Source organism: Muribaculum sp. NM65_B17, from assembly GCF_004793735.1.
Classification (GTDB): Bacteria; Bacteroidota; Bacteroidia; order Bacteroidales; family Muribaculaceae; genus Muribaculum; species Muribaculum gordoncarteri.
On the sequence record NZ_SRYY01000002.1, the window covers coordinates 230,234 to 252,005 of the forward strand.

Genomic DNA, 21,772 nt, shown 5'->3' on the forward strand with positions numbered 1-21,772 from the left:
GTTCCGGCAAGGCAATAAACAATTTTCATTTTAAATAGTGTCGAGAAATTTTATAAATTAAAAAGTTTGTTCCCAATAGACAGATTGTATATTGGGTTCCGTACATTAAGTCACCTCTCATAAAAAAGAAATACATTCCAATGAAAAGTAGAAAGAATGGTGCAAATAGATTGTTCGGAGAACCTTTATAGAAAATCCAATATGATTTATCGAATTTTGCAGTGATAAATGCTAAGAAGATAGTAAATACTATAACTCCTAATATACCTCCATTTATGAAGCCTTCGCCAAAATAGTTCATAGAAATTTGGTCAAACCATAAGTCATGTTCATGGGCCACCCATCTTCCCGACATATATGGCTTATCAGGCCAAATGCTTCGTGGAATCCAAAAAAACAGTACAACAAGTAACTGTCGTCCATAGGTTACAATTCCATTTTGAACAACAAACGCAAAAGATTGATAAGAATCGTAGTTCATATTACAGAACATGTTAAAATCAAGATTGGAAAATTCAAATGAACCGTTAGACCAAGTCCTGAAATTATTTAATAAAGGGAATATGACTAAAAATCCTATTAGAAATAGAAATATGAATCTGTTGTTGTATCTAATTTTAGGAAATGCGAGGATTAATAAAGGCATATAATAGGCAGCTGTTCTCAATCGTGCCAGAGATATGGGAAAACAACTAATCAACATTAGAATAAAAAAATAAAATTTGTAAGTTTTACTTTTCCCAATAGCCCAATAATTAATGCAGCATACGACTGAAAGAGGTCTAATTATACAATCAAATAGGGGACCCGTAAAATTGCCTGATTTTTGGGATACATCATCGCCAACGATATCAGATAACCCTCTAAAAATTAGTAAATATAGATTATTCCTAAAATAGAAAATTGTATATGCAACACTTACTATACTTATCCCCAATAATATGGCTCTCCACTTTTTTATTTTTTTTACAGAAACCGGGGTTTTGTCTAAAGTCAATATGGGTTTATTTATATGTTTATAGGAATAATTGTATGTTAAATCATAGATAAATAACATGAGCAATGTAATCAAATTTGTTATTATATATGTGTCCTCTGATATCTTATAACCACCTACGGTTTCTGTCCCCATTTTGAACTGCATTAATGGGGCAATACCCATGAAAAAGAATATGAATAGATAGAAAATCTTTTTTGCTGAATAGGCTTTATTTTCGTTGGATAATATATGTAAAAGCGAATATATTATGATTGCGGCATTTGATAAGTAAACTGCGTCAGATTTATATTTCCCAGGTGATGCTATCATTATGGCGTATATTGCCATTACAAAAATGAAAGCATTAAAAAAAATGAAAATGCTCCTTAAGGCGTTATATTTATACAATTTAGGCATCCTAATTGTATTTGGCTTAATTTAATTTTTATAAAATGATTTTTTCAAAATGGGAGTTAGATTCTATATTTGAAGGAATTTTGGTGTAGTCACCATAAATGGATTTTAAATAATGGTCATAGCCCTTTGGGATTGGGAATTCTCCGTCTTCAAATTTTGCCAAAGTCGTTTCCTTAAAATCTTTAACGAAACGAGGTTTGGGGAATGGAGATCCATATGAATGTCTGAAAACGCCATTAGAATTAAATTTACTTAGCATTGCAAATAACGGATATAATATTCGCCTATTTAATAAATGACCTCCGAAAATGAATTTTCTACGTAATGATTCATTCTTTATTTTTGCAAATACAGTTAGGGTGTGCCACCATATTTTAGATGATAGTATATGCATATACTTTGAGTTGGAAGGTTCAATTGTAAAGATGTCAATAAAGCAACCGTGAAATTTTATCCAATCATCTATGAAATATGATTCTTTTACATAAGAATTTTTATCTCGAAGTTTATCAAATGGGTATAGGTATTCTTTATCATTAAAATAAGAATGTAATATATATCGATCGTTTTGTTCAGAATTCAAGATTTTATAAAACTTAATATAATCCTTTCGCTCCATTTCAATGTCTACATCATCATCCCAGGGAATGAATCCTCCGTGGCGTACGGCTCCAAGACATGACCCTGCAGATAGCCAATATTTAATGTTGTTTTCGCGACATACTTTGTCTATGTACTTGAGCATTTCAAGTATGTGTAATTGCATTCTGCGAAGATTTGAGCCATCAGGATTATATTTTGCACGAAGTTCGGCCTGTTGTTCGGAGCTAATCATAGTTTTGTCAAGTATATTTTCTTCCCGGATAGAGGGGTGTTATTAACAAATTCACGCTTATTAGTGTGATATATTGATGGAGTGATCGATTTTTCAATAGGATTCAATTCTAATAGAAGTGCCAAGGAATCTCCGCCATTTATTTGGTATTGAAGATTGAACATGATAATGGGTGACTTGAGTTCATAATCATTAAAAGTTACGAACCCGTTGTGGCCACATATAACTGCTATGCAATTATCAAAATCACGCAATAATACATCAGAAACTGTTTTCGGATCTGACCATGTTGAATTGGTAGTCTCAAAATGCCATTGAGCGTAGCTGTTGCTATATATTATGTTCCCATTATTTACATCTAAAAATTCATGTGTCAATAATATGAACTGCTCATCAGGATGGTCAATTATCCAATTTTGGGCCCATTTTAAAACTTCATGTCGGGGGGCGAATTCAAGAATCATTAAATATATATTAAAAGACCTTAAAGGTAATTTTAGAATTATATTTTCGATATTATTGGGTTCAAAATATGACACGATATTGCAATTGGGCATTAATGGATTGCAATATTTATTGATTAAAGTATTTCCTCTGTCGAATATCTTATTTTCATGATCCCATAGATAGTCGTGATTGCCGGTGCATGTGAATATTGGAATGCCATTTTGTGACAGATTCGCCATTGCTTTGCTGTATCGGTACCAACTCGATTCGGAATTGGTATTTGTCACATCTCCGACTTGTATGACACAAGGTATGTTTTTCAAGAATACACTTTGGCTTAATGTCCATTCTATTGTATTCATAAATGGACGCATACATTTGTCAGATGCTGTATATTCTTGTACATCTCCTAAAACTACAATGTATTCATTATTAGGATTGATGTTGAGGTCTTTATCTTGAATAGATACAGAGTATATGTCATCGTTATCATTGCATGAAGTTAGTGTAATTATATATAGGATTAATAGTGGTATATAAAGGTTGTATTTTATCATAAATGTGGATGGCTTAAAGCGTTAATTTATTTAATTAACCGTTTTGCTAGATTGATGCTTTCAAATAAACCTTTATTTTTGAAGCCATAAGCTAGTACTAAATAGCTTAGAGTGAATATCATCGATATTATAATGAAATGTAGATTAAAGTATGAATTAATTGTCCATGCAAGTGTGAATGCAATAAACGTTAATGCAATATTGATTAGAATATTTATTATTTGATGTATTATTGAAATGCCAACAAACCGAAATGCAAGGTATGCATTAATAAGATATATATTGAGCGAAGAAAGTACCATTCCCCATAGAAGGCCGTATATTCCCCAATTAATTCCAATGAGGAGTGCTGCCAATAAAAACCCCCATTTATAGAAACTCCATAGAAATAAATTGCGACTTCTTCCAACAGCAGCAACAGCATAAAAATTGATGTTTTGTAGGCATGCGAATAGACCGCCGATACACAAGATTTGAAAATACGGTACGCATGGAAGCCATATTTCCCCATAGAGGGCATTAATTAGAGGTTCTGCAATTAATATAAGTAATCCCATTAATGGGAATATAAGAAAGCTAATTATTCTAATGTTCATAGATAATATTGCGATGAGTTTCTGCTTATCATCCTGTATTGATGAATATACCGGAAACATCACTTGAACAATAACCTGAGGAATAGAATAGCTACATACGATGTCAAGCTTATAGGCCTGTGAATAATAACCCATCTGAGTCGCAGAGAATTTCTTGCCTATGATTATTCCCTGTAGATTTTTACACACTTCTTGTAATATTCCTGCGGCGAATAGATATCCTCCAAATGAAAAAAGTGAACATATTGTTTTAGTTGAAAATGTTAAAGAGGGATGCCAACGTGTTTGAAGCCAATATAGTATTATTGACATAATGCCACTTGTGATTTGTAGTAGTACAAGGCTCCATACTCCCCATCCTATGTATGCTAAATAGATTGCTAATCCACTGGCTGTAATATATGACCCAAGATTAGTTATGGCTATTGTTTTGAATGCCAATTGTTTCCTAAGTCTTACGGTTTGTATGGATATAATGGATGTTGTTATTAAAATAAGCCCAATGGCTCTTAGGACATCTGAGAGTATTGGCATTTTGAAATATATTGCTATATAGGGAGAAAATGCGTATAGCAATGAATACATAACGGTGGACAATCCTATGTTCCAATAAAATATTGTTGAATAGTCTGTTTGACTAGGATTTTTTTTCTGGATTAGAGCATTCCCGAACCCTCCGTCGATTATTACTTGTGACACGGCTATAAATATGGCTAGCATACCTATGGCACCAAAGTCATCGGGCATCAGTAAACGAGCTAATACTAGATTAACAATAAACTGCAACGCCATATTCCCAAATCGGTCAATTGTAGCCCATATAGCTCCAGTTGCAGTTTTATGTACTAATGTATTGTCCAAAGTAAGAGATCTGAGATTTTTTTTGCAAAATAGATGTCATGAAGACCAATGCCAACATTGTAAGAGAGAATACGTTCTATGTCGCTTTCTCGACCTTCAATTTTGCCTGAAATCACATCGCCAATTTCACCGAATTTGCGAAATTCATTAAAATATCTAAAGCCTTTTACGTGACCTTCATCATCCGCAAAAACCTTGTCGAATATACTGTCACAGTTTTGGAATCCTCTTGTATGTACAGGCACAACGAGTACGCCTTGTTTAAAAAGTTTGGTGTCATTGACTAAAATGTCTTTTGCCTCAGTTATACAAGAAACTATTACATCTGAATCTTTGACTAAATCATCTATTTCATCTACTATTTGAAACTCTACATTCTTGAAGTCTTTATATTTTTCAACTGTTTTTTCTGCGTGGTCCTTGTATTTTTTCAGTCGAATAATAAGTTTTTTATCACAATTAGTAGCTAAAAGGCAATCCAAAGTTGAATGTCCTATTACTCCCAAACCTATGAATGAATATATTTTTGCTGAGGGCGATCGCAAAGTGTTGATTGACAAAGCGGCAACTGCACCAGTCCTCATTGCCGTTATCCAATCGGCATTCATGACAGAAATCATTTCCCCTGTATTAGAGTTAAAGAGCATTAAATCACTCTTTAATGCCGGATGATTTCCTGCAATACGTGAAACGATTTTACAACCAAAAGTGTGAAATTCAGCTGGAAGTAAACATGGCATTGTATTAAAAAAGTCAATCCCTTTAGGGTGTATAGAAACTTTGGGGGGTAAAATACTTCGGTTTTTCATAAGAAACCCTTCTTTAACCCATTCTACGCATGTAATGGGATTGATTTTTAAATCTTCTATATCGTTAGATGAGATATATTTCATGGAAGGTTTATATTATGTTAATGTTATGTTCGGCAAATTCAAGATCTTTTTCGTCGTCTATCTCATACCATTGCAGGTTGTTCTCTATAATGACATATAGTGGAAGTCTTGATGATATTTTATCGGAAGGATATTCGGGTGTATTTCCGTATTGATCAGCAATCCCTGCTGCTAATGGCATCCAAGTGGCAACATCTTCGATGATATATTCATATCCTACTTTTTCAGGATAAGAATTATTCTGGAAAAATTCTTCCCACTTGATTTGGTGTTCATATGTCGCCAACATGTTTTTGTAGAATGCATTTGACAGCTTGTGGATTCCAACAAGCTCTCCTATTGGTTCGTTTCCTGTTTCACTTAGAATCGTATCCTTGTTTGTTGAGCATTTTAGGAGATTTCCTTCGTCATCACAGGCGATGTAGTATTGATCCTGAAATTTGTTGACAGGGGTAACGAGCATTATGTCGGGATGTGGGTCTTCAAATAAAGAAGTAAGAGCCTTTTGTTCGTAAACTATATCTGATTCGAGCAGTAAGAAGTCATCATCCCCGATAGCATTCTTGCATCGGGACAGTGTTTCCATGCTGTTTGTTTCTGCAAAGCGGGGGCTGAATACGGTCTGTATCTGGGGATATTTTTCGGCGAGGTTATCATACCATTCTCGGTGATATCCGGTGCCTATGATAATCTTTTTTATTCCTGCAGAAATAAGATTTTCGATTGAACGAATTACCATTGGGATTCCTTTGAATTCTATGAATCCTTTGGGCTTTGTTTCGGTCATTGAGCCGAATCGAGTGCCTTTGCCGGCAGCCATTATAACTGCGGTTTCAATCATTTCAATGGAGTTTTAATCCCGATGGAATCAAGGGCGTCTTTAAATACTACAAAGAAATTTTCTATGTCTTTAGTGTCTATTGCTCCGAGTGAACAGAGTCGGAATGTATCGGTAGTTGATATCTTGCCCGGATATATGGTATACCCTCTTTCATAGCAAAAATCATGTACCTTGTTGAAATCCCACTGTGGAAGATCGGGGTATTTAACAGAAACCACCAGCCCGGATTCCTTTTCTTTATCAATGACATATTCAAGCCCTAACTGTTCAATGCCTTTGTGTATGGCGCTGTTGACTCTTGCATGGCGAGCAATTTTGGCATCTTCTCCCTCCTTGAAATATTCGGCTATGGCTTGTTTTAGTGCATAAACTACTTGTACAGGTGGCGTGAAGTGCATCTCTCCTGTTTTCTCAAAGAAGCTGTATTGAAGATAGAGGTTACAGTAATATGACCTCTTGGGGAAATCTTTTGATTTTTCAATAAACTCCTTGTCACCTATGATAAATGAGAGTCCGCTCATGGCCATAAGACCTTTCTGTGCCGATGCCATACAGAAGTCGACATTGTCCTTAACTATGTCAAATGGAATCATACCTAATGAGGATGTTGTGTCGACTACGAAAATAGCTCCGAATCGGTGTGCGAGCTCTCCAATTTCTCGAATGGGATTTAGAAGGCCGGTCCCCGTTTCGTGATGGGTTGTATATACAAGGGCTATATCGGGATTTTCTTTAAGGGCTTTCTCAACCAATGAGAGATCAGGGATATCGAAAATTGACAGTTTCATGTCGATGTGAGGAAGTCCGTAATATTGACATACCTCAACTGCACGTGAACTATAGGCTCCGTTATTGATTACGAGGATTTTCTTCCCTTCGGGGAGTAGTGAATTAAGGCAGATGTCTATGTTTATCGTACCGCTTCCACAAAATAGCACCGCAGTGTGCTTACTTTCAACGCCATGTGCAATTTTGACGAGATCTTTCCGAATTTGCTTCATAATATCAGCAAATTCCTTTTCTCTAGGACAAATGTCAGGAACCACCTGGGCCATTTTGACAGTATCAGTAGTTGTTGCCGGCCCCGGATTTAGTAATATATTTCGTTTTATATTCATTTTTTTTAGACCTAATTTTTGAGATTTGTCATGAAAGCCTCTTTGTTTTGGATGGGGGTCGTTGTGGGGCGACCAAGGTTGTCGCGGGAATCGATTCTTACGCGAAGTTCGATTAAGACCGGTCCGTCCATTGTGTTTATTCTCCCTGAAAGAGCTTTGATTTCCTGCTCAGTCGTTACTGTCAGGGTTTCTTTGTAACCACATGCTTTTGCAATGGCGCAGATGTCGATACCGAAGCCGAGTGTTGGCTGGCCGCCGACCGATTCATGAGCTCCGTTGTTGAATACCACATGCACAAGGTTTTTCGGCGCCAATGCTCCGATGTTTGAAATGGCACCCATGTGCATTATGAATGCTCCGTCGCCATCGAAGCAGAATATTCTCTTGTCGGGTTTTTCAAGTGCGATGCCAAGTGCGATGGATGAACTATGTCCCATTGAGCCTACTGTAAGGAAGTCCTTACTATGGCATTGGCTCAAAGCTTCACGAAGTTCAAACAGCTCGCGAGAGAGTTTTCCTGTGGTTGACACTATGACGCTATCGATGTCGAGAGCCTTTACAAGAATAGTCAATGCTTCCTCTCGGGAAAGTGGATAGTCGTTTATCGCTTGATTCTTAAGCTTATATTTGCCAAAAGTATTTTTTCGTATTATTATGGCATGGGGTTTGCTGAGCTTTTTGCAATCATTTACAATTGCCTGAACAGCAGCAAGGGCTTCCGTGTCTTCATTGGGAAGGACAATGTAGGGAATCTGCATTGCTTCAAGAAGAGGTATTGTTACCTCTCCCTGCTTCACATGCTGTGGCTCGTCGTGTACTCCGGGCTCACCTCTCCATCCTATTATCAACAGAACGGGCATTGAATACACTTTCTCGTCGACAAGTGACATGAGCGGATTTACGGCATTGCCTATTCCTGAGTTCTGCATGTATACAACAGGGACTTTTCCTGTGGCGAGATAATGTCCGGCTGCAATTCCTACAGCTGCACCTTCGTTTGCGGCTATTATGTTATGTGTCGCATCCGAGTTATCGGTTATATAGGCACATAGATTTTTTAGTAAAGAGTCGGGAACACCGGTGAATAGGCGAACTCCTGATGCTTTAAGGGTGTCGTATAATTTGTCAACAGATACCATTATATGTCTATTTTGTTCCGGGGATAAGTTCGAGAATTTCTTTTATCGGCATGCACATTCCGTTAGCCTCAAGCGAACGCTCATTTTCAAGAATTGTTTCTGCCGTCTTTTTCATTGCCGGATATGCGGCGCGCAACATGTGGTTGGCGTATATGACTACATTGACACCCCATTCGGTGAGCTCTTTTTCGTAGATGTGGTTGTAGGTGGTGGGGACTACGACAATTGGAATCTTGGGATGTTCCTCTCTGAATCTTAGGCAGAACTCCTTTATGTCTTCGCCAGATTTATTTTTACTGTGAATCATTATGCCGTCGGCTCCGGCTGCAACATACGCGCGAGCGCGTTCTAATGCGTCATCAATCGATTTTCCGGCGATAAGACTTTCGATACGGGCTATGATCATGAAATCTTTGGTTACCTGTGCTTCCTTGCCGGCTCTTATCTTTTGACAGAAATGTTCGATTGTATCTTGTGTCTGTATGGCATCGGTTCCGAAGAGTGAGTTTTTCTTAAGTCCCACCTTGTCCTCTATTATGATCGCCGATATGCCGTGGCGCTCCAGTGTGCGCACAGTAAACACAAAATGTTCTATTTTGCCGCCGGTGTCGCCGTCAAATATTATGGGCTTTGTCGTGCATTCAAGAATGTTGTTCAAGTCCTGAAGGCGAGTGGTGAGGTCTACGGCCTCGATGTCAGGTTTGCCTTTTGATGTGGAGTCGGTCAGTGAGCTTGACCACATGCCGTCAAAGGTATTGTGTCTTCCGTTGGCATCTACTTCGGCATTTTCTATTATGAGGCCGCACAGTCCGTCATGCGCTTCCATTATGCGGACAATAGGTTTGGCGGCAATAAGGCGGCGAAGACGCTTCATGCGTACTTCGGGTGTTGTTCCGAGTGATTTTTCCTCTTCAACAAGACCGGTTGAATCGATTCCTTTGGTGTAGGGAATTTCAATCACTTTGCCTCCGAGTTCCTCCATGACCTTGAATACTTCTTCGCGAAGCTCCATGTCGATGCCGGTTTTCCAGTCATCACCATGGATTATATAATCAGGCTTTAGTTTACGAAGATTTGGTATATACGACCATTCATCCTGAGGAATGACCTCTGCGACACCCTTTATATTTTCGACCACTTGTTTACGTTGCTCATAAGTGAGGAATGGAAGTCGTTTATGCTCGGCGACGGCTTTGTCGGTGAACAAGCCGATAATAACATCGCCATATTTTGCACCTTCGTTGATGATGTTTATAAGGCCTGGATGCATTATATCGGCAACCATGCCTAAATATACTTTCTTATTCATGTCTAATATATTTTAGTCTTATTATGTCCGGCCCTTTGCCGTTGATTAGTAGTCGAGAATTCTATATAACCCTTTGGGTGATATGGTTGAGGTTGTGTGTGATATGGCGAATAGGCAGCGTCCCATTAGAGCAAAGAGCTCCACAGGGTGCCTTTGAGGGTCTTGTGTTTCAGAGATTCGGGCATGGCGGTTGGCGCCTGATGCGGTGGGGCGGGGTTAGGGGATGACGGTGAGGAAGGTGGCGGGGATTTCGGCTTTGACCATGAACTGCAGGTTGAGCAGCTCGACGATGAGGTTGTAGCGTCGTCCTTCTTTTATTACGAGGCCTTCGTATCCGGCAAATGTGCCGTCGGTCACGCGCACTCTCGTTCCTTCAGCGAGGTGGCAACGGCGTTCTTCGTCGAGCATCGTCATTTCGGCGCATCGTGATATGATCCATTTGAAGCGCATCATTTCGGCTTCGGGGATTATGGCGTATTCGCGTGATGTACCGTTTGACGATGTGTATATTGCCGCTGTTCCAAACAGGTTGCTGCTTAATGACTTGACCTCTTCGGAGGTGGCGCGCAGGAATATGATGTTGCGTATGACGGGCTGTGTCTTGACGATGCGTTTCTTGCCTTGCATCTTGACCACCTCTTCGACGGGATAGTAGGTTTCTACGTCGATTCCTGCGGTTGACTCTATCTGCTTTAGTACGGTGTCGACGGGGGAGAACATGCGCATGGCATACCAATGGCTTTCGATGTCACACACTGATGATGCTACCTGACGCACGGCTGCGTCGATGTCGTCGCGGTCAACGGGCATGTCACGACGGTCGGCGAATTGAAATATCGAGGCTTCGGTGTTGCTGACACATTCGGCAATGACCGAGAGGTCGATGCCGCACTCTCTTGCGCATGATATCCAGCCGTTGAGCGCGGAGTCGGGGTTGAGCTGACGCTGTAGCTGCAGGTTGCGGCTGACGATGCCCAGTCGTGAGGCGTATTCGTCGAAGTCAAGTGTATCGGCAAGGGGGAAGAGTGGGGCGTTGCTGTCGGATTTATTGTCGGGTAGCAGGCGGTCCATGCATGAGAGCCTGATTGTCTTACGCCCGTCGGGAATGTTTATGTAGTCGTCGGTTATGTCGTTGAGTGTCATGCGCTTCATGCACTCAAACGATGTGCCGCAGGTGTAGAAGCTGAACATGAACATGTCGCGTACTCGTGCGAGTGCCGGATATTGACTCATCGAGGCGTTGGCTACGGTTAAGATGTCGTCACGTGTCGTGAGGTTGGTTTCGGCATCGTTTTTCGACGATACGTTGGCAAACACCTTGTTTCCGTCGTCGACCGAGTTGTTGAAGATGGCGCGCAGCGTCATCAGATAGAGTTTTATCGTTGATGCCGACTTTTTTTCATCGACAAGCCACGTGGCAAATCTCGACAAGTCGTTCTCGTCGAAATCGGTCACATCGATGGTGTCGTTTCCAAGGAATTTACGGAATGAAGAGATGCATGCCCGATAATATTTTACCGTTGACGGTGTCTTTCCCTCGATGCTCTTGGCCAGGAGTTGCGACAGGTCGACAATTTGTTCTGCGATTTCGGGCATATAGTCGGGGGTGAAATTAAAACCTATATAATCCTGGGCGATGCTAAAATTCCCTCCATCGGCGTTATGAGTTTAGCTGACAGAGGTTTAGGACTAATTACACTGCGCAATAGCGCGACCATACCAAACATTTTCAATTACTTCTCCACAATTAAAAGCTTCGAAGCTGTGTCCGTTGTCGTTTGACGGGCGACTTTGGATTTGACTGCAAAAATAGAAAATATTATTGAACTTTACAACTGTACTGTCAAATTAGGCGTGTTGATGTGGTCAATGGACGATAACGTATTTTTGAATTGAGGGTATCGGGCATAGTTAATTTTGGTTAAATGGATGGAGTTCCGACGGTTTGTTGCTGTATTTTGATACTTTTGCAAAATATATCTATTAAAAATGTTATAGTATGAAAAGGACTTTTATCACATTTCTAATCGTGTTGATTGGCGTTGCTAATGTGTATGCTCAGCAGGTTAAGATGGAGTATGACAACAAGGCTCTGTCGTTGCCTGAGGTTATGCAGCAATACTTCAGGATAAAGGGCGTTCAGTGCATAAGTGCCACGATGAAGGGTGACTTTAACGGTAAGCGCGGCAAAATTAAGCGTATTTCATGTCACAACGGTGAGTTTTCCGAAAAGGAGATGATGTCGGAGTTTATTCATTTCGTGTTGACCGACAGCGTGGAAACGCTTGATTTCATGGCCGTGCCGATCGATAACGGCAAGATGTTGCTGGAATGCGTATATCCTGTTAACGGTCAGCCGATGTTTTCCGACACATTGGATATCGATAAAAATAAAATCCTTATGGAAACTTATACCGCCGACGATGACGCGGCATTCCCAATCTTGGCTTACTCTTCGGGAATTAAAATTGACAGTGAAATAGGCACTATGATTTGGTTCTGCGGTCTGCGCGATTCAGGCGTTGCACCGCGTAAATGGCGTGATGAGCACGGCATAGACGATTATGTCTATTATACTGTTACGCTTGAGGAGGACACGCCTCCCGGCGACAATGATCCGGTATACATGAAAGTGGCCAAGGAAGGCGGAGGAGCTTTCCACCGGCATTGACGGTTGCTTGTCGTGATATAAATAGCAAAAACAAAGGCTTGCTTCTATGCTGAAGCAAGCCTTTGTCGTTTTGTATAAATCAAATCATTTATAAGAAAACTGCAATGTCGATTTTATGTCGGTGCTTGACGAGCCTATGTAAACTTTGAATTTGCCCGGTTCGGCAATCCATTCGTGAGCCTTGTCGTCAAAGAATTTCAGGTCGTCGGGCGTTATTTCAAATTTCACGACCTTGGTTTGCGAAGGGTTCAATTCCACTTTTTTGAATCCCTTCAGCTCCTTGAGCGGACGCGGAAGCGACGACTTTTCGTCGGCGATGTAGAGCTGTACCACCTCTTTTCCGGCAACTTTGCCGATATTGGTAACCGGTACAGTGACGGTGATGCTCTTGTCGCCCTCCATAAGGTTGGATGAAAGTGAAGCCTTGCCGTATTCAAATGTAGTGTAGCTCAGGCCGTGACCAAACGGGAACATGGCCGGAATCTTCTTGGTGTCGTGCCAGCGATAGCCTACCAGAATGTCCTCAAGATATTGCTGCTGGGGACTTTTGCCTTCGCGCTCGATTCCGGGATAGGATTCAGCTCCGAATGAGTGGGCTCCGTTGTCCTCAAGTCGCTTGGGGAATGAGAACGGAAGCTTGCCGCTCGGATTGGTCTTGCCCGAAATCACATCGGCCATCGACGGGCCTATCATCGTGCCGAGATACCAGCTTTGTATTACAGCCGGCACCTTGTCAAGCCAGGGCATTGCGTAGGCATTGCCGGTGACATTGGCCACTATCACATTTGGGTTGACTGCAACCAGCTCCTCGATTATCTTGTCCTGTCCCCACGGGAGGTTGTACTCGCGGCGGTCGGTCGATTCGCAATCCTGAAAAGCATTCTTGTTAAGTCCACCTATATATATTACGGCATCGGCGTCTTTGGCCATCGCCACAGCTTGATTGCGCAACGAGTCCAATGTGGTTTGCGCTATGCGGTCTTCGCGTTCATACATGGCACGCCCCGAGCGGTAGCCTTCGGCGTAGGTAACGCCGTTGCCGTAGGTGTTGCGTATGGCGTCGAGAGGCGTGAACATGTCCTTGACCTTTAGCTCTGATGAGCCTCCGCCCTCGTTGAGGAATCTAACGGCGTTTTCGCCAACCACAAGTATCTTCTTGTATTTGGCCGGGTCGAGCGGCAGGATGCCGTTATTTTTAAGGAGCACGATTGCTTCATCGCCTATGCTTTTGGCTGCAGCGTAGTGCTCGGGCGATGTGGCCGAGCCGAAAGGCTTGTCGGGATTCATCGCCGTGCGGAAGATGAGCCGCAAAATGTTGCGGGCCTTGTCGTCGACTGTCGATTCGGGCACCTCGCCGCTACGCATCATGTCGAGGTAAGGATTGGCGAGATAGTAGTCGGAGTAGGGTGACTTGCTTTCGCTTGTGAGGCCGTTGGTCCAGGTTCCCATTTCGATGTCAAGACCGTTGAGAGCCGCCTGCTTTGTGTTGTGGGCACCGCCCCAGTCGGTAATTACCGCGCCGTCAAATCCCCACTCGCCGCGCAGGATGTCGTTGAGCAGGCGTGAATTGTGGCAGCAATGCTCGTCCCACACTTGGTTATATGCGCCCATGATGCTCCAGGCGCCGCCGTCGACTACGGCCTTCTTGAATGCCGGGAGATATATTTCATAGAGTGCGCGATCCGAAAGAACCACATTTATGCTGCCACGCCATCGCTCCTGGTTGTTAAGCGCGAAATGCTTGACGCATGCAGCCACGCCGTTTTTCTGCAGCTCCTGAATGTAGGGGACTACCATTTCACCCGAAAGGTAGGGGTCCTCGCCCATATACTCGAAGTTGCGGCCGTTGAGCGGTGTGCGATAGATGTTAACGCCGGGGCCGAGCATCACGTTCTTGTCGCGATAACGGGCCTCTTCGCCGATGCTCTTTCCGTAGATTGCCGACAGTTCAGGATTCCAAGTGGCGGCAAGGGCCGTGAGTGCCGGAAATGCCGTGATGGAGTCGTTGGTCCAGTTGGAGTATCCCCAGTCGTTCCAGTTGATTTCGGCGCGCACCCCATGAGGCCCGTCGCTCATCCTTATTTCGGGAATGCCGAGGCGAGGAACTCCTGCGCTTGAAAATTTGCTCTGGGCATGGCACAGCCTTACTTTCTCCTCCAGTGTCATTCGCGATAGAGCGTCCTCTACACGCTCCTCGATAGGCTTTGTCTTGTCAAGATAGACCGGCTGTTGGCCTGAAGCCAATATCGATGTGCCGATAGCTATCGACATCAGTGTCGTTTTAAGTTTCATGTATTACATGTATTATAAGTTAAATTTTTAAGTTATTTCAAATGTTGGCTGTAACCTTCTCGCCGTTGTATTTCACAAGCAGTCCTTTTGCCTTTATGGCGTTGGCTGTTGCGTGCTTGCCGTCGACCTTTACTACGTTGAACAGTCTGTCGGCTTTCATGCCGGGGTATTGTCCCTCGCGACTCTCTATCGTCAGGGTAGAGGCGTCGTCGTCATATCGGAACCTTATCTTGGAAAATTCACCGCGCTCGTAGCCGTAGTTTGTGCCTTCGTCCTCATAGAGGGTGAAGTCGCCGTCATTTCCGCCGTAAACAACGATGGTCGTCGGCTCGCCGGATTCCTCGGCTGTCGACATTATGTCGCCGCCTGCGGGAATGATTGAACCTGCGCGCACATAGAGCGGTATCCTCTCGTAGGGCGCGTCGACGGTGATGTCGCGCCCACCTTCAATCATCTTTCCGCTGTAGAAGTCATACCATTTACTTCCTTCGGGGAAGTAGACGCTGCGGCTGCGTGCTCCATATTTATATACGGGCGCTACAAGGAGAGCCGGACCGAACATATATTGATCCTTGATGTCAAATGTAGCTTTGTCGTCGGTGAAGTCCATCACCATGGGGCGCATGATTGTGTAGTCGTTGAAGTAGGTCATGCCGGCAAGCGAGTATATGTAGGGCATGAGGTTGTAGCGCAACTTTGTGTAGGCCGTTATTGCCTTATAGGCCAGATGCGATTCGGGGGCGATGTTGAACACCTCGCGGAAGGGCCATTGGCCGTGGGCGCGGAAGAGCGGGGTGAAGGCTCCAAACTGATACCAGCGCGTGTTCAGTTCGCGCCACTCCTTGAGATCGGCGTTTTCGTTGCCGGTGAAGTTGTACTCCCGTTGGGCGGCTACATAGCGGTCCTCGACACAGAAGCCGCCGATGTCCATGGTCCAGTAGGGGATTCCGCTTACCGAGAAGTTAAGTCCCGCCGATATCTGCGCTTCCATGTCCTCCCAGCGGGTGGCGATGTCGCCGCTCCATGTGGCGGTCGAGTAGCGCTGAAGTCCCGAGAATCCCGAGCGGGTAAGCAGGAACACACGCTTGTCGGGCTCGACACCTCGCTGTCCGTTGTAGATGGCCTCGGCATTCATCAGGGCGTAGGCGTTGAAGTATTTGGCCGACGGACCGAGTGCCGTTGGGGTTGAGAGGTATTTGCGATATTCGATGTCGGTGCAGTCGCGAATGTTGGGCTCGCTGGCATCCATCCACCATGCATCGAATCCGAGAGGCATGTAGTGGTCGTTCATCTGCTCCCAGAACAGCTTGCGTGCATCGGGGTCGTAGGCATCGTAGAACGAGCCGAGATAGCCGGGGCCGACCCAGTCGCGGATGCTGTCGCGAATGGCTCCCTGATACATCCATCCGTTTTTGTCAAACTCCTTGAAGTGCTCGGTGGTGATATAGAATTTTGGCCACACCGAAATCATCACGCGCCCGTTCATTGCATGGATGGAATCGACCATGCCCTTGGGGTCGGGGAATCGCTTGCGGTCAAACTCATGGCAGCCCCATGCGTCCTCCTCCCAGTGCTGCCAGTCGATGACTATGTTGTCGATAGGTATGCGGCGTTTGCGGAATTCGGCTAATGTCGACAGCACCTCGTCCTGGGTGTTGTACTTTTCGCGGCTTTGCCAGTAGCCCATGGCCCATTTCGGCATTATGGGCGATTTGCCGGTGAGAGTGCGGTAGCCGCTTATTACATCGTCCATGTTGTCGCCGTAGATGAAGTAGTAGTCGATCATGTCCTGCATCTCGCCCCACCATGTGAGTTGATTCTTCTTGTCGTCGGGTGTAGGGGCATATACGCGAAGGCCGCAGTAGGCCACGCCGCCGTTGGGCTCCCACTCAATCCTTATGGGCGTGCGCTTGCCTTTCTCGAGATTTACCGAAAATTTGTAGCTGTTGGGATTCCAAGCCGTGCGCCATCGCTGTTCCACTACAGGCTTGTTGTCTATGTATATGGTCTGGTAGCCCGAGTAGTACATGATGAAGTCGAATGTGCCGCTCTCACGAGGCTCAATCTCTCCTTCGTAGACAACTTTTGAACCGTAGAAGTTGAAGTCGCGTGGCAGGTTCACTACGTGATTGAGGTCGCCTCTTATAAGGTGTTCGAAATATATCTGGGGCTCCTGACGGGTCATCGTGTCGCCCTTTGCGTCGGTATAAATTCCGGTCAGTGCGCCTTCGCGGCCTTCGATGTCGTAGAGCGTGAATATGTCGCCGAGCTGGCTGTAGTCATCGGGATTTCCCCAGCGGCACAGTGAATAGCTGTCCCACAGGATGCCGTAGTTGCCTGTCGACACTACAAATGGTATCGACACCTTGGTGTTGTACTGGAAAAGCTCCTCGTTCTTGCCTTTGTAATTGAACTCGTTGCTTTGATGCTGGCCAAGACCGTAGATGCCTTCATCGTCATCGAGCGAGAGAAATGACTGCGTTACTGTGTATCCGTCGGTGCCTTCTACGGTTATCGGTTTGAATGAGCGGCTTCCGTCGCTCTCCTGAAGTATCTTTTTACCGCTTTTGTCAAGGAATGTCACGGCTCCGGAGTGCTTGTCAACGGCGGCTTTGAGCTGCGATGTCGTTAGATACACACTGTCGTCAGTCTGTGTTACTGAAAATTCGGGAATTTCATTGACCGGTAATGCCACAAGGCTTGCGTCGTCGGGGAACTCGCTGTCGGGCGATGCCGACACTCTTATTATCTTGTCGGTTACGACCTTAAGCCTTACATTGCCTGTCGGTGTTTCGATGGTGACCCCATCCGGCAATATCTCGGTTGCCGAACTTTTGGTGCAGCTTTGGGTTGATATGCCGATTGTCAATGCTGCGGCAATCCAAAACAGGTGTAATGATTTCATGTTGCAGTATTAAATATTTTTCAGTTACCTAAGTTGCGTCATGCGATACTCTATTCCATTTGCCGTCGGCATTGCAGGTCTGCTCCGATTGTAAGGGCGTAAAAGAAAAAAAGACCGCATTTGTGCGGTCTTTCGGGCCTTTTCGGCCAATTATCTTGTTTGTAGTGGGGGAAATCGTTGTCCTCTCGACAATTATAGGCCTTTTGCCTTCAGATTCCCAACTCTTCCGAGATTTCGGTGCCTCTCTTTCGGGGAAAGGCTTAGAGCCACATTCTTTATATTACAAAATTACTATATCTTTGCAAGCAATGCTTTCGTTAATGGTAATGATAGTATGCTTTACAAATAGGACAATCTATATTGTCGTCCTATGTGATGCAAAGATATACAATCGATATTGCAATGATGTTACAGCTAAGTTCCAATTCTAATAATTTTGCGCTTATTTCTGTTTATTTGGATTTGCAGTCCATTTTATAAGTGAAAATCTGAATTCCAGGCCGTGAGGCTTGTTGTTCTGAACCCTGATATAGCCGCCGAGAACGTTTATCGTATTCTTCACGATGGGAAGTCCGAGGCCGGTTCCCCCCACCTTGCGCGAGCGTCCCTTGTCGATGCGGTAGAATCGGTCAAACAGATGCGGAAGGTGCTCCTCTTCCACGCCGTTTCCGTTGTCGTAGAATGAGAATACGTATTCCCGCGAGTTCTGCTTCACTATCTTTATGCCGCAATCGGTTCCGTGGGAGTGGAAGTCGGCGTTTCTTATCAAATTTATGAGCATTCCGTAGAGCAGGTTGTAGTTGCCCACGACATAGCAGTCGAGCGGAATGTCAAATGTAAACTTGATGCCGTTGGTGAGGTTGATGTTCTTAAGCTCGGCCGCAACGTTGAACACGAGTTCGTGGAAGTCGACACGCTCCCTCATCACACCCGAGCCTCCTTCTTCGAGGCGAGTAATCGTCGACAAGTCGTTGAGCATGTTGCACAGCCGCTCCATGTGTTCCTGGGCTTTGCCTATGAAGCGGGTGCGCGATGCCTCATCCATTTCGGGATGGTCGGCAATTGTGTCGAGGTAGCCCTTGATTACGCCCACGGGGGTCTTTAGCTCGTGGTTTATGTTGTTGGTGAGCTGCTTGGTTACGCTTATCTTCTCCTCGGTGGCCTTTATGGCTATGCGGTGCTCGCGCTCCGAACGTTCATTGGCTTCCATTTTTTCACGATACAGGCTTATTATCTGTCGCGATATGTCGCCGAGTTCATCGTGCGGGAAGTCGTCGTCGATGTTGAAATCCTTGTCGCTGGCGGCGCGGTTGGCAAAGTCATGCAGCAGGCTTATGTTCTTGCCGAGGTATCGCGTCGTAAAGTAGGCTATGACTGAAACTATGGCTGCGAGCGCAATGATTATTATCCACAGGCTCTCGTCGACGGCCATTGACTGGGTGAGCGATAGAGTGTAGGGCATTGCCGTATGCACATATATCTTGCCGTCGGAACTTGTGCGGGCTCCGAAGTAATAGTAGGGGTTGTCCTTGTCGTTTTCGTCGCTGCGTCGGAATGCGGTTCCCGCTCCCTTCTCGGTGGCGTCGGCCAACTCTGGCGGAAGATTCTCCGAGGTGTATCTCGGGATGGGGGTTCCTACGCAATAGAGCAGTTCGCCCCGTTCATCGTAAATGGAAACTCTTATGCCGTTGAGCACGGAGTTTTCATAGTATTTCGCGATGAAGTTCATGAACGGAGCAAGATCGATGTCTTGATCGTAGGATGCGATTATGCGCGAGTTTATAAGACGCAACTCATCGTTTACGCGCTGGGTTCGGTAGGTCTTCTCCCTTTCGTATTGAAACAGGGCAAGAGCGATGATGATGAACCACAGCATCGCAACAAGTGGAATGAACAGTCGCCACTGATAGCTAATTGGTTTCCTTAAAGCCATATCCGAAACCTAAGCGAGTTATGATGTTGTTGCCGTAGGGATCGATTTTCTTGCGCAGACGGGTTATATTGGTGTCGATGGTGCGGTTGGACACAACTACATCGTCGGGCCACACTTCACGTATAATCTCTTCACGCGAGTATATGCGATTGCGGTGAGTGAGGAAGAACAGCAGGATTTCAAACTCCGTCTTGGTCAGCGTTACGGGCTCGCCGTTGAGGAAGCAGCTCTTCTCGTTGCGGTCGATTCGGAGTGTCTTGAATGTGATGTCGGGCTCGTGGATGCTCTTTGAAAGGTTGTAGGCATATTGCTGCGACACGTGCGACCTGCGCAGCACGGCGCGTACCCTCGCAAGTACTTCGCTGATTACAAATGGCTTGGTGATGTAATCGTCGCCTCCGATGTTAAGACCCATGACTGTGTCATCTTCTCCGTCGAGTGCCGAGCAGAAGATTATCGGGGTGTTTTCGGTGGCTATGTTGTTCTTAAGCCTTTTGGCAAAATCAAATCCGCTAATCTTGTCCATCATTATGTCAAGGATGAACAATGAGTAGCTTGAAAGATCCATGGTAAGAGCTTTTTCACCTGATAGTGCATAATCTACCTCGTAGCCATCGAGCTCAAGGTTGTATTTAAGTATTTCGCATAATGACTCTTCGTCATCTACGACCAAAATTTTAATTCGCATTGATGTCTGGTTTTTTAGTTATGCTAAGGTACTCAGAAAATATGGATTTTAATGTTAATGTGTGTTAAATATGCTCGGGCCGTGAACCATTCATCCCCGGGGATGTTCTAAGGGTATAATTACTATATTTGCACTGTGTTTTTCATGGTATTAGATTTAAGGTTAATTATAAAGGGCGAGTCGGGAGACTGGCCCTTTGTAATTTTTATGACATGATGTTGATTGTAATCAGTGAATGAGCTTGGGAAACCGTGATGTAGTGCGTAGTTGCCATTGTCCGTTCTCGTCGGCTGTTACAAACAGGGCCGACACATTGTCGAGGCGCTCAATCATGTTGATGGCGCTGTCGATGTTCATTACCATGCATGCCGTGGCAAGTGCGTCGGCGGTAATGCATTCGGGAGCTACTACGGTTACGCTCAATGTGCTGTTTTCGGCCGGTCGTCCGGTGCTGGGCGATATGCTGTGGCCGTATATCGCTCCGTCGACATTGCGGAAGTTGCGATAGTTGCCCGATGTGGCTATGGCGCATGAAGTCACCGATATTACTGCGATGCCGTCATGGAGTATCGAGTCATGGGCCTGCAGTGGAGCGTCGATCATTACATTCCAGTCGGTGCCTCGCGGGCTGTTTCCGTCAACAACAATCTCTCCACCCACCTCTATCATGAAGTTCAGGCATCCGTTTCGTCGCATCATTTCGGCTATAGCGTCGCAACCGTAGCCTTTGGCTATCGCGCTGAAGTCGAATTCGGTGCCGGGATGCTTCTTCACGATTGTGTCCGACGGGGTCAGGAAACATTCATCGATGCCCATTAGCTGCAATGCGCTGTCGATCTGGTGCTGTGAGGGAGTGTGTTCGGCTGCTTTGCCGCTGCCAAATCCCCAAAGGTTGATTACGGGGGCTATCGTGGGGTCAAATGCGCCTTGGCTTATGTTGTTGATATGCTTTGACTTGAGAAATACTTTGTGAAACATCGAGTCGGTTATCATCGATTCGTTACGGTTGATTTTGCTTATAGTCGATGAGTCGCAGTAAGGCGATATCGACAGTTCAACTTGTCGCATTATGTCGTGTATGGAGTCGTCAAGCGATGCCGACGATGAGTATATTATGTGGAATGTAGTGTTCCACGCGACACCTTCGAGCATCTTATAAGGCTTGCGCGTGGTGCATCCGGCAATGACGGCTATTGCAGCCACTATTATGAGTAATTTCCTTTGCAACATGATAGGACGATTAATTCTTCAAAATTAATCTATTTTATTGGAAATTTGTACTTTTTCGCCG

General features: G+C 44.6%; 16 protein-coding genes. 1 reads left to right on the forward strand and 15 read right to left on the reverse strand.

The window, feature by feature from the left end; genetic code table 11:
• Positions 1-25: 25 nt before the first annotated feature.
• From E5354_RS03575 to E5354_RS03620, 10 genes are all read right to left on the reverse strand, one after another.
• Entirely contained in the window at positions 26-1,327 is a 1,302-nt protein-coding gene (locus E5354_RS03575; protein WP_168353816.1) for an O-antigen polymerase, read from the reverse strand.
• 97 nt (positions 1,328-1,424) lie between these two features.
• Positions 1,425-2,231, reverse strand: coding sequence for a phosphorylcholine transferase LicD (locus E5354_RS03580; RefSeq protein WP_135946457.1), 807 nt, complete (start codon positions 2,229-2,231; stop codon positions 1,425-1,427).
• Positions 2,228-3,235 (reverse strand): metallophosphoesterase, encoded by a 1,008-nt coding sequence (locus E5354_RS03585; protein WP_135946458.1) that lies wholly within the window; start codon positions 3,233-3,235, stop codon positions 2,228-2,230. Before E5354_RS03585 ends, E5354_RS03580 begins: the two co-directional genes overlap by 4 nt.
• Before the next feature lie 26 nt (positions 3,236-3,261).
• Complete coding sequence (locus E5354_RS03590) at positions 3,262-4,692, reverse strand: lipopolysaccharide biosynthesis protein (RefSeq protein WP_135946459.1); 1,431 nt, start codon at positions 4,690-4,692, stop codon at positions 3,262-3,264.
• A complete protein-coding gene (locus E5354_RS03595; RefSeq protein ID WP_135946460.1) occupies positions 4,677-5,585 on the reverse strand; it encodes an ornithine cyclodeaminase in 909 nt (302 codons plus the stop codon). The genes E5354_RS03590 and E5354_RS03595 overlap by 16 nt, the downstream gene beginning before the upstream one ends.
• A gap of 7 nt (positions 5,586-5,592) precedes the next feature.
• Positions 5,593-6,426, reverse strand: a complete 834-nt coding sequence (locus E5354_RS03600) for a phosphocholine cytidylyltransferase family protein (protein ID WP_135946461.1) — start codon at positions 6,424-6,426, stop codon at positions 5,593-5,595.
• Positions 6,423-7,544, reverse strand: coding sequence for a 2-aminoethylphosphonate aminotransferase (locus tag E5354_RS03605; RefSeq protein ID WP_135946462.1), 1,122 nt, complete (start codon positions 7,542-7,544; stop codon positions 6,423-6,425). Before E5354_RS03605 ends, E5354_RS03600 begins: the two co-directional genes overlap by 4 nt.
• An 11-nt stretch (positions 7,545-7,555) precedes the next feature.
• The gene (aepY, locus tag E5354_RS03610; RefSeq protein WP_135946463.1) at positions 7,556-8,683 is read right to left on the reverse strand and encodes a phosphonopyruvate decarboxylase; all 1,128 of its coding nucleotides are present in this window, start codon (positions 8,681-8,683) and stop codon (positions 7,556-7,558) included.
• Positions 8,684-8,690: 7 nt separating this feature from the next.
• Positions 8,691-9,992, reverse strand: coding sequence for a phosphoenolpyruvate mutase (aepX, locus tag E5354_RS03615; RefSeq protein ID WP_135946464.1), 1,302 nt, complete (start codon positions 9,990-9,992; stop codon positions 8,691-8,693).
• A gap of 216 nt (positions 9,993-10,208) precedes the next feature.
• On the reverse strand, positions 10,209-11,588 hold the full coding sequence (locus E5354_RS03620) for a UpxY family transcription antiterminator (RefSeq protein WP_135946465.1): 1,380 nt from the start codon (positions 11,586-11,588) through the stop codon (positions 10,209-10,211).
• Between the two features lie 403 nt (positions 11,589-11,991).
• On the opposite strand from E5354_RS03620, the gene E5354_RS03625 reads away from it, so the two are divergent.
• Entirely contained in the window at positions 11,992-12,663 is a 672-nt protein-coding gene (locus E5354_RS03625) for a hypothetical protein (protein WP_135946466.1), read from the forward strand.
• A gap of 84 nt (positions 12,664-12,747) precedes the next feature.
• Here E5354_RS03625 and E5354_RS03630 read toward each other — a convergent pair whose 3' ends face one another.
• The 5 genes from E5354_RS03630 to E5354_RS03650 all read right to left on the reverse strand — a co-directional run bounded on the left by E5354_RS03630 (position 12,748) and on the right by E5354_RS03650 (position 21,711).
• Positions 12,748-14,955: a glycoside hydrolase family 3 C-terminal domain-containing protein gene (locus E5354_RS03630; protein ID WP_135946467.1), complete on the reverse strand. Its 2,208-nt coding sequence runs from the start codon at positions 14,953-14,955 to the stop codon at positions 12,748-12,750.
• 37 nt (positions 14,956-14,992) lie between these two features.
• On the reverse strand, positions 14,993-17,860 hold the full coding sequence (locus E5354_RS03635; protein WP_135946468.1) for a TIM-barrel domain-containing protein: 2,868 nt from the start codon (positions 17,858-17,860) through the stop codon (positions 14,993-14,995).
• A 442-nt stretch (positions 17,861-18,302) separates the two neighbouring features.
• A complete protein-coding gene (locus tag E5354_RS03640) occupies positions 18,303-19,793 on the reverse strand; it encodes a sensor histidine kinase (RefSeq protein ID WP_123395153.1) in 1,491 nt (496 codons plus the stop codon).
• Positions 19,771-20,481 (reverse strand): response regulator transcription factor, encoded by a 711-nt coding sequence (locus tag E5354_RS03645; protein ID WP_123395154.1) that lies wholly within the window; start codon positions 20,479-20,481, stop codon positions 19,771-19,773. The genes E5354_RS03640 and E5354_RS03645 overlap by 23 nt, the downstream gene beginning before the upstream one ends.
• Positions 20,482-20,709: 228 nt before the next feature.
• A complete protein-coding gene (locus E5354_RS03650; RefSeq protein ID WP_135946469.1) occupies positions 20,710-21,711 on the reverse strand; it encodes an FAD:protein FMN transferase in 1,002 nt (333 codons plus the stop codon).
• Between the last annotated feature and the right edge of the window lie 61 nt (positions 21,712-21,772).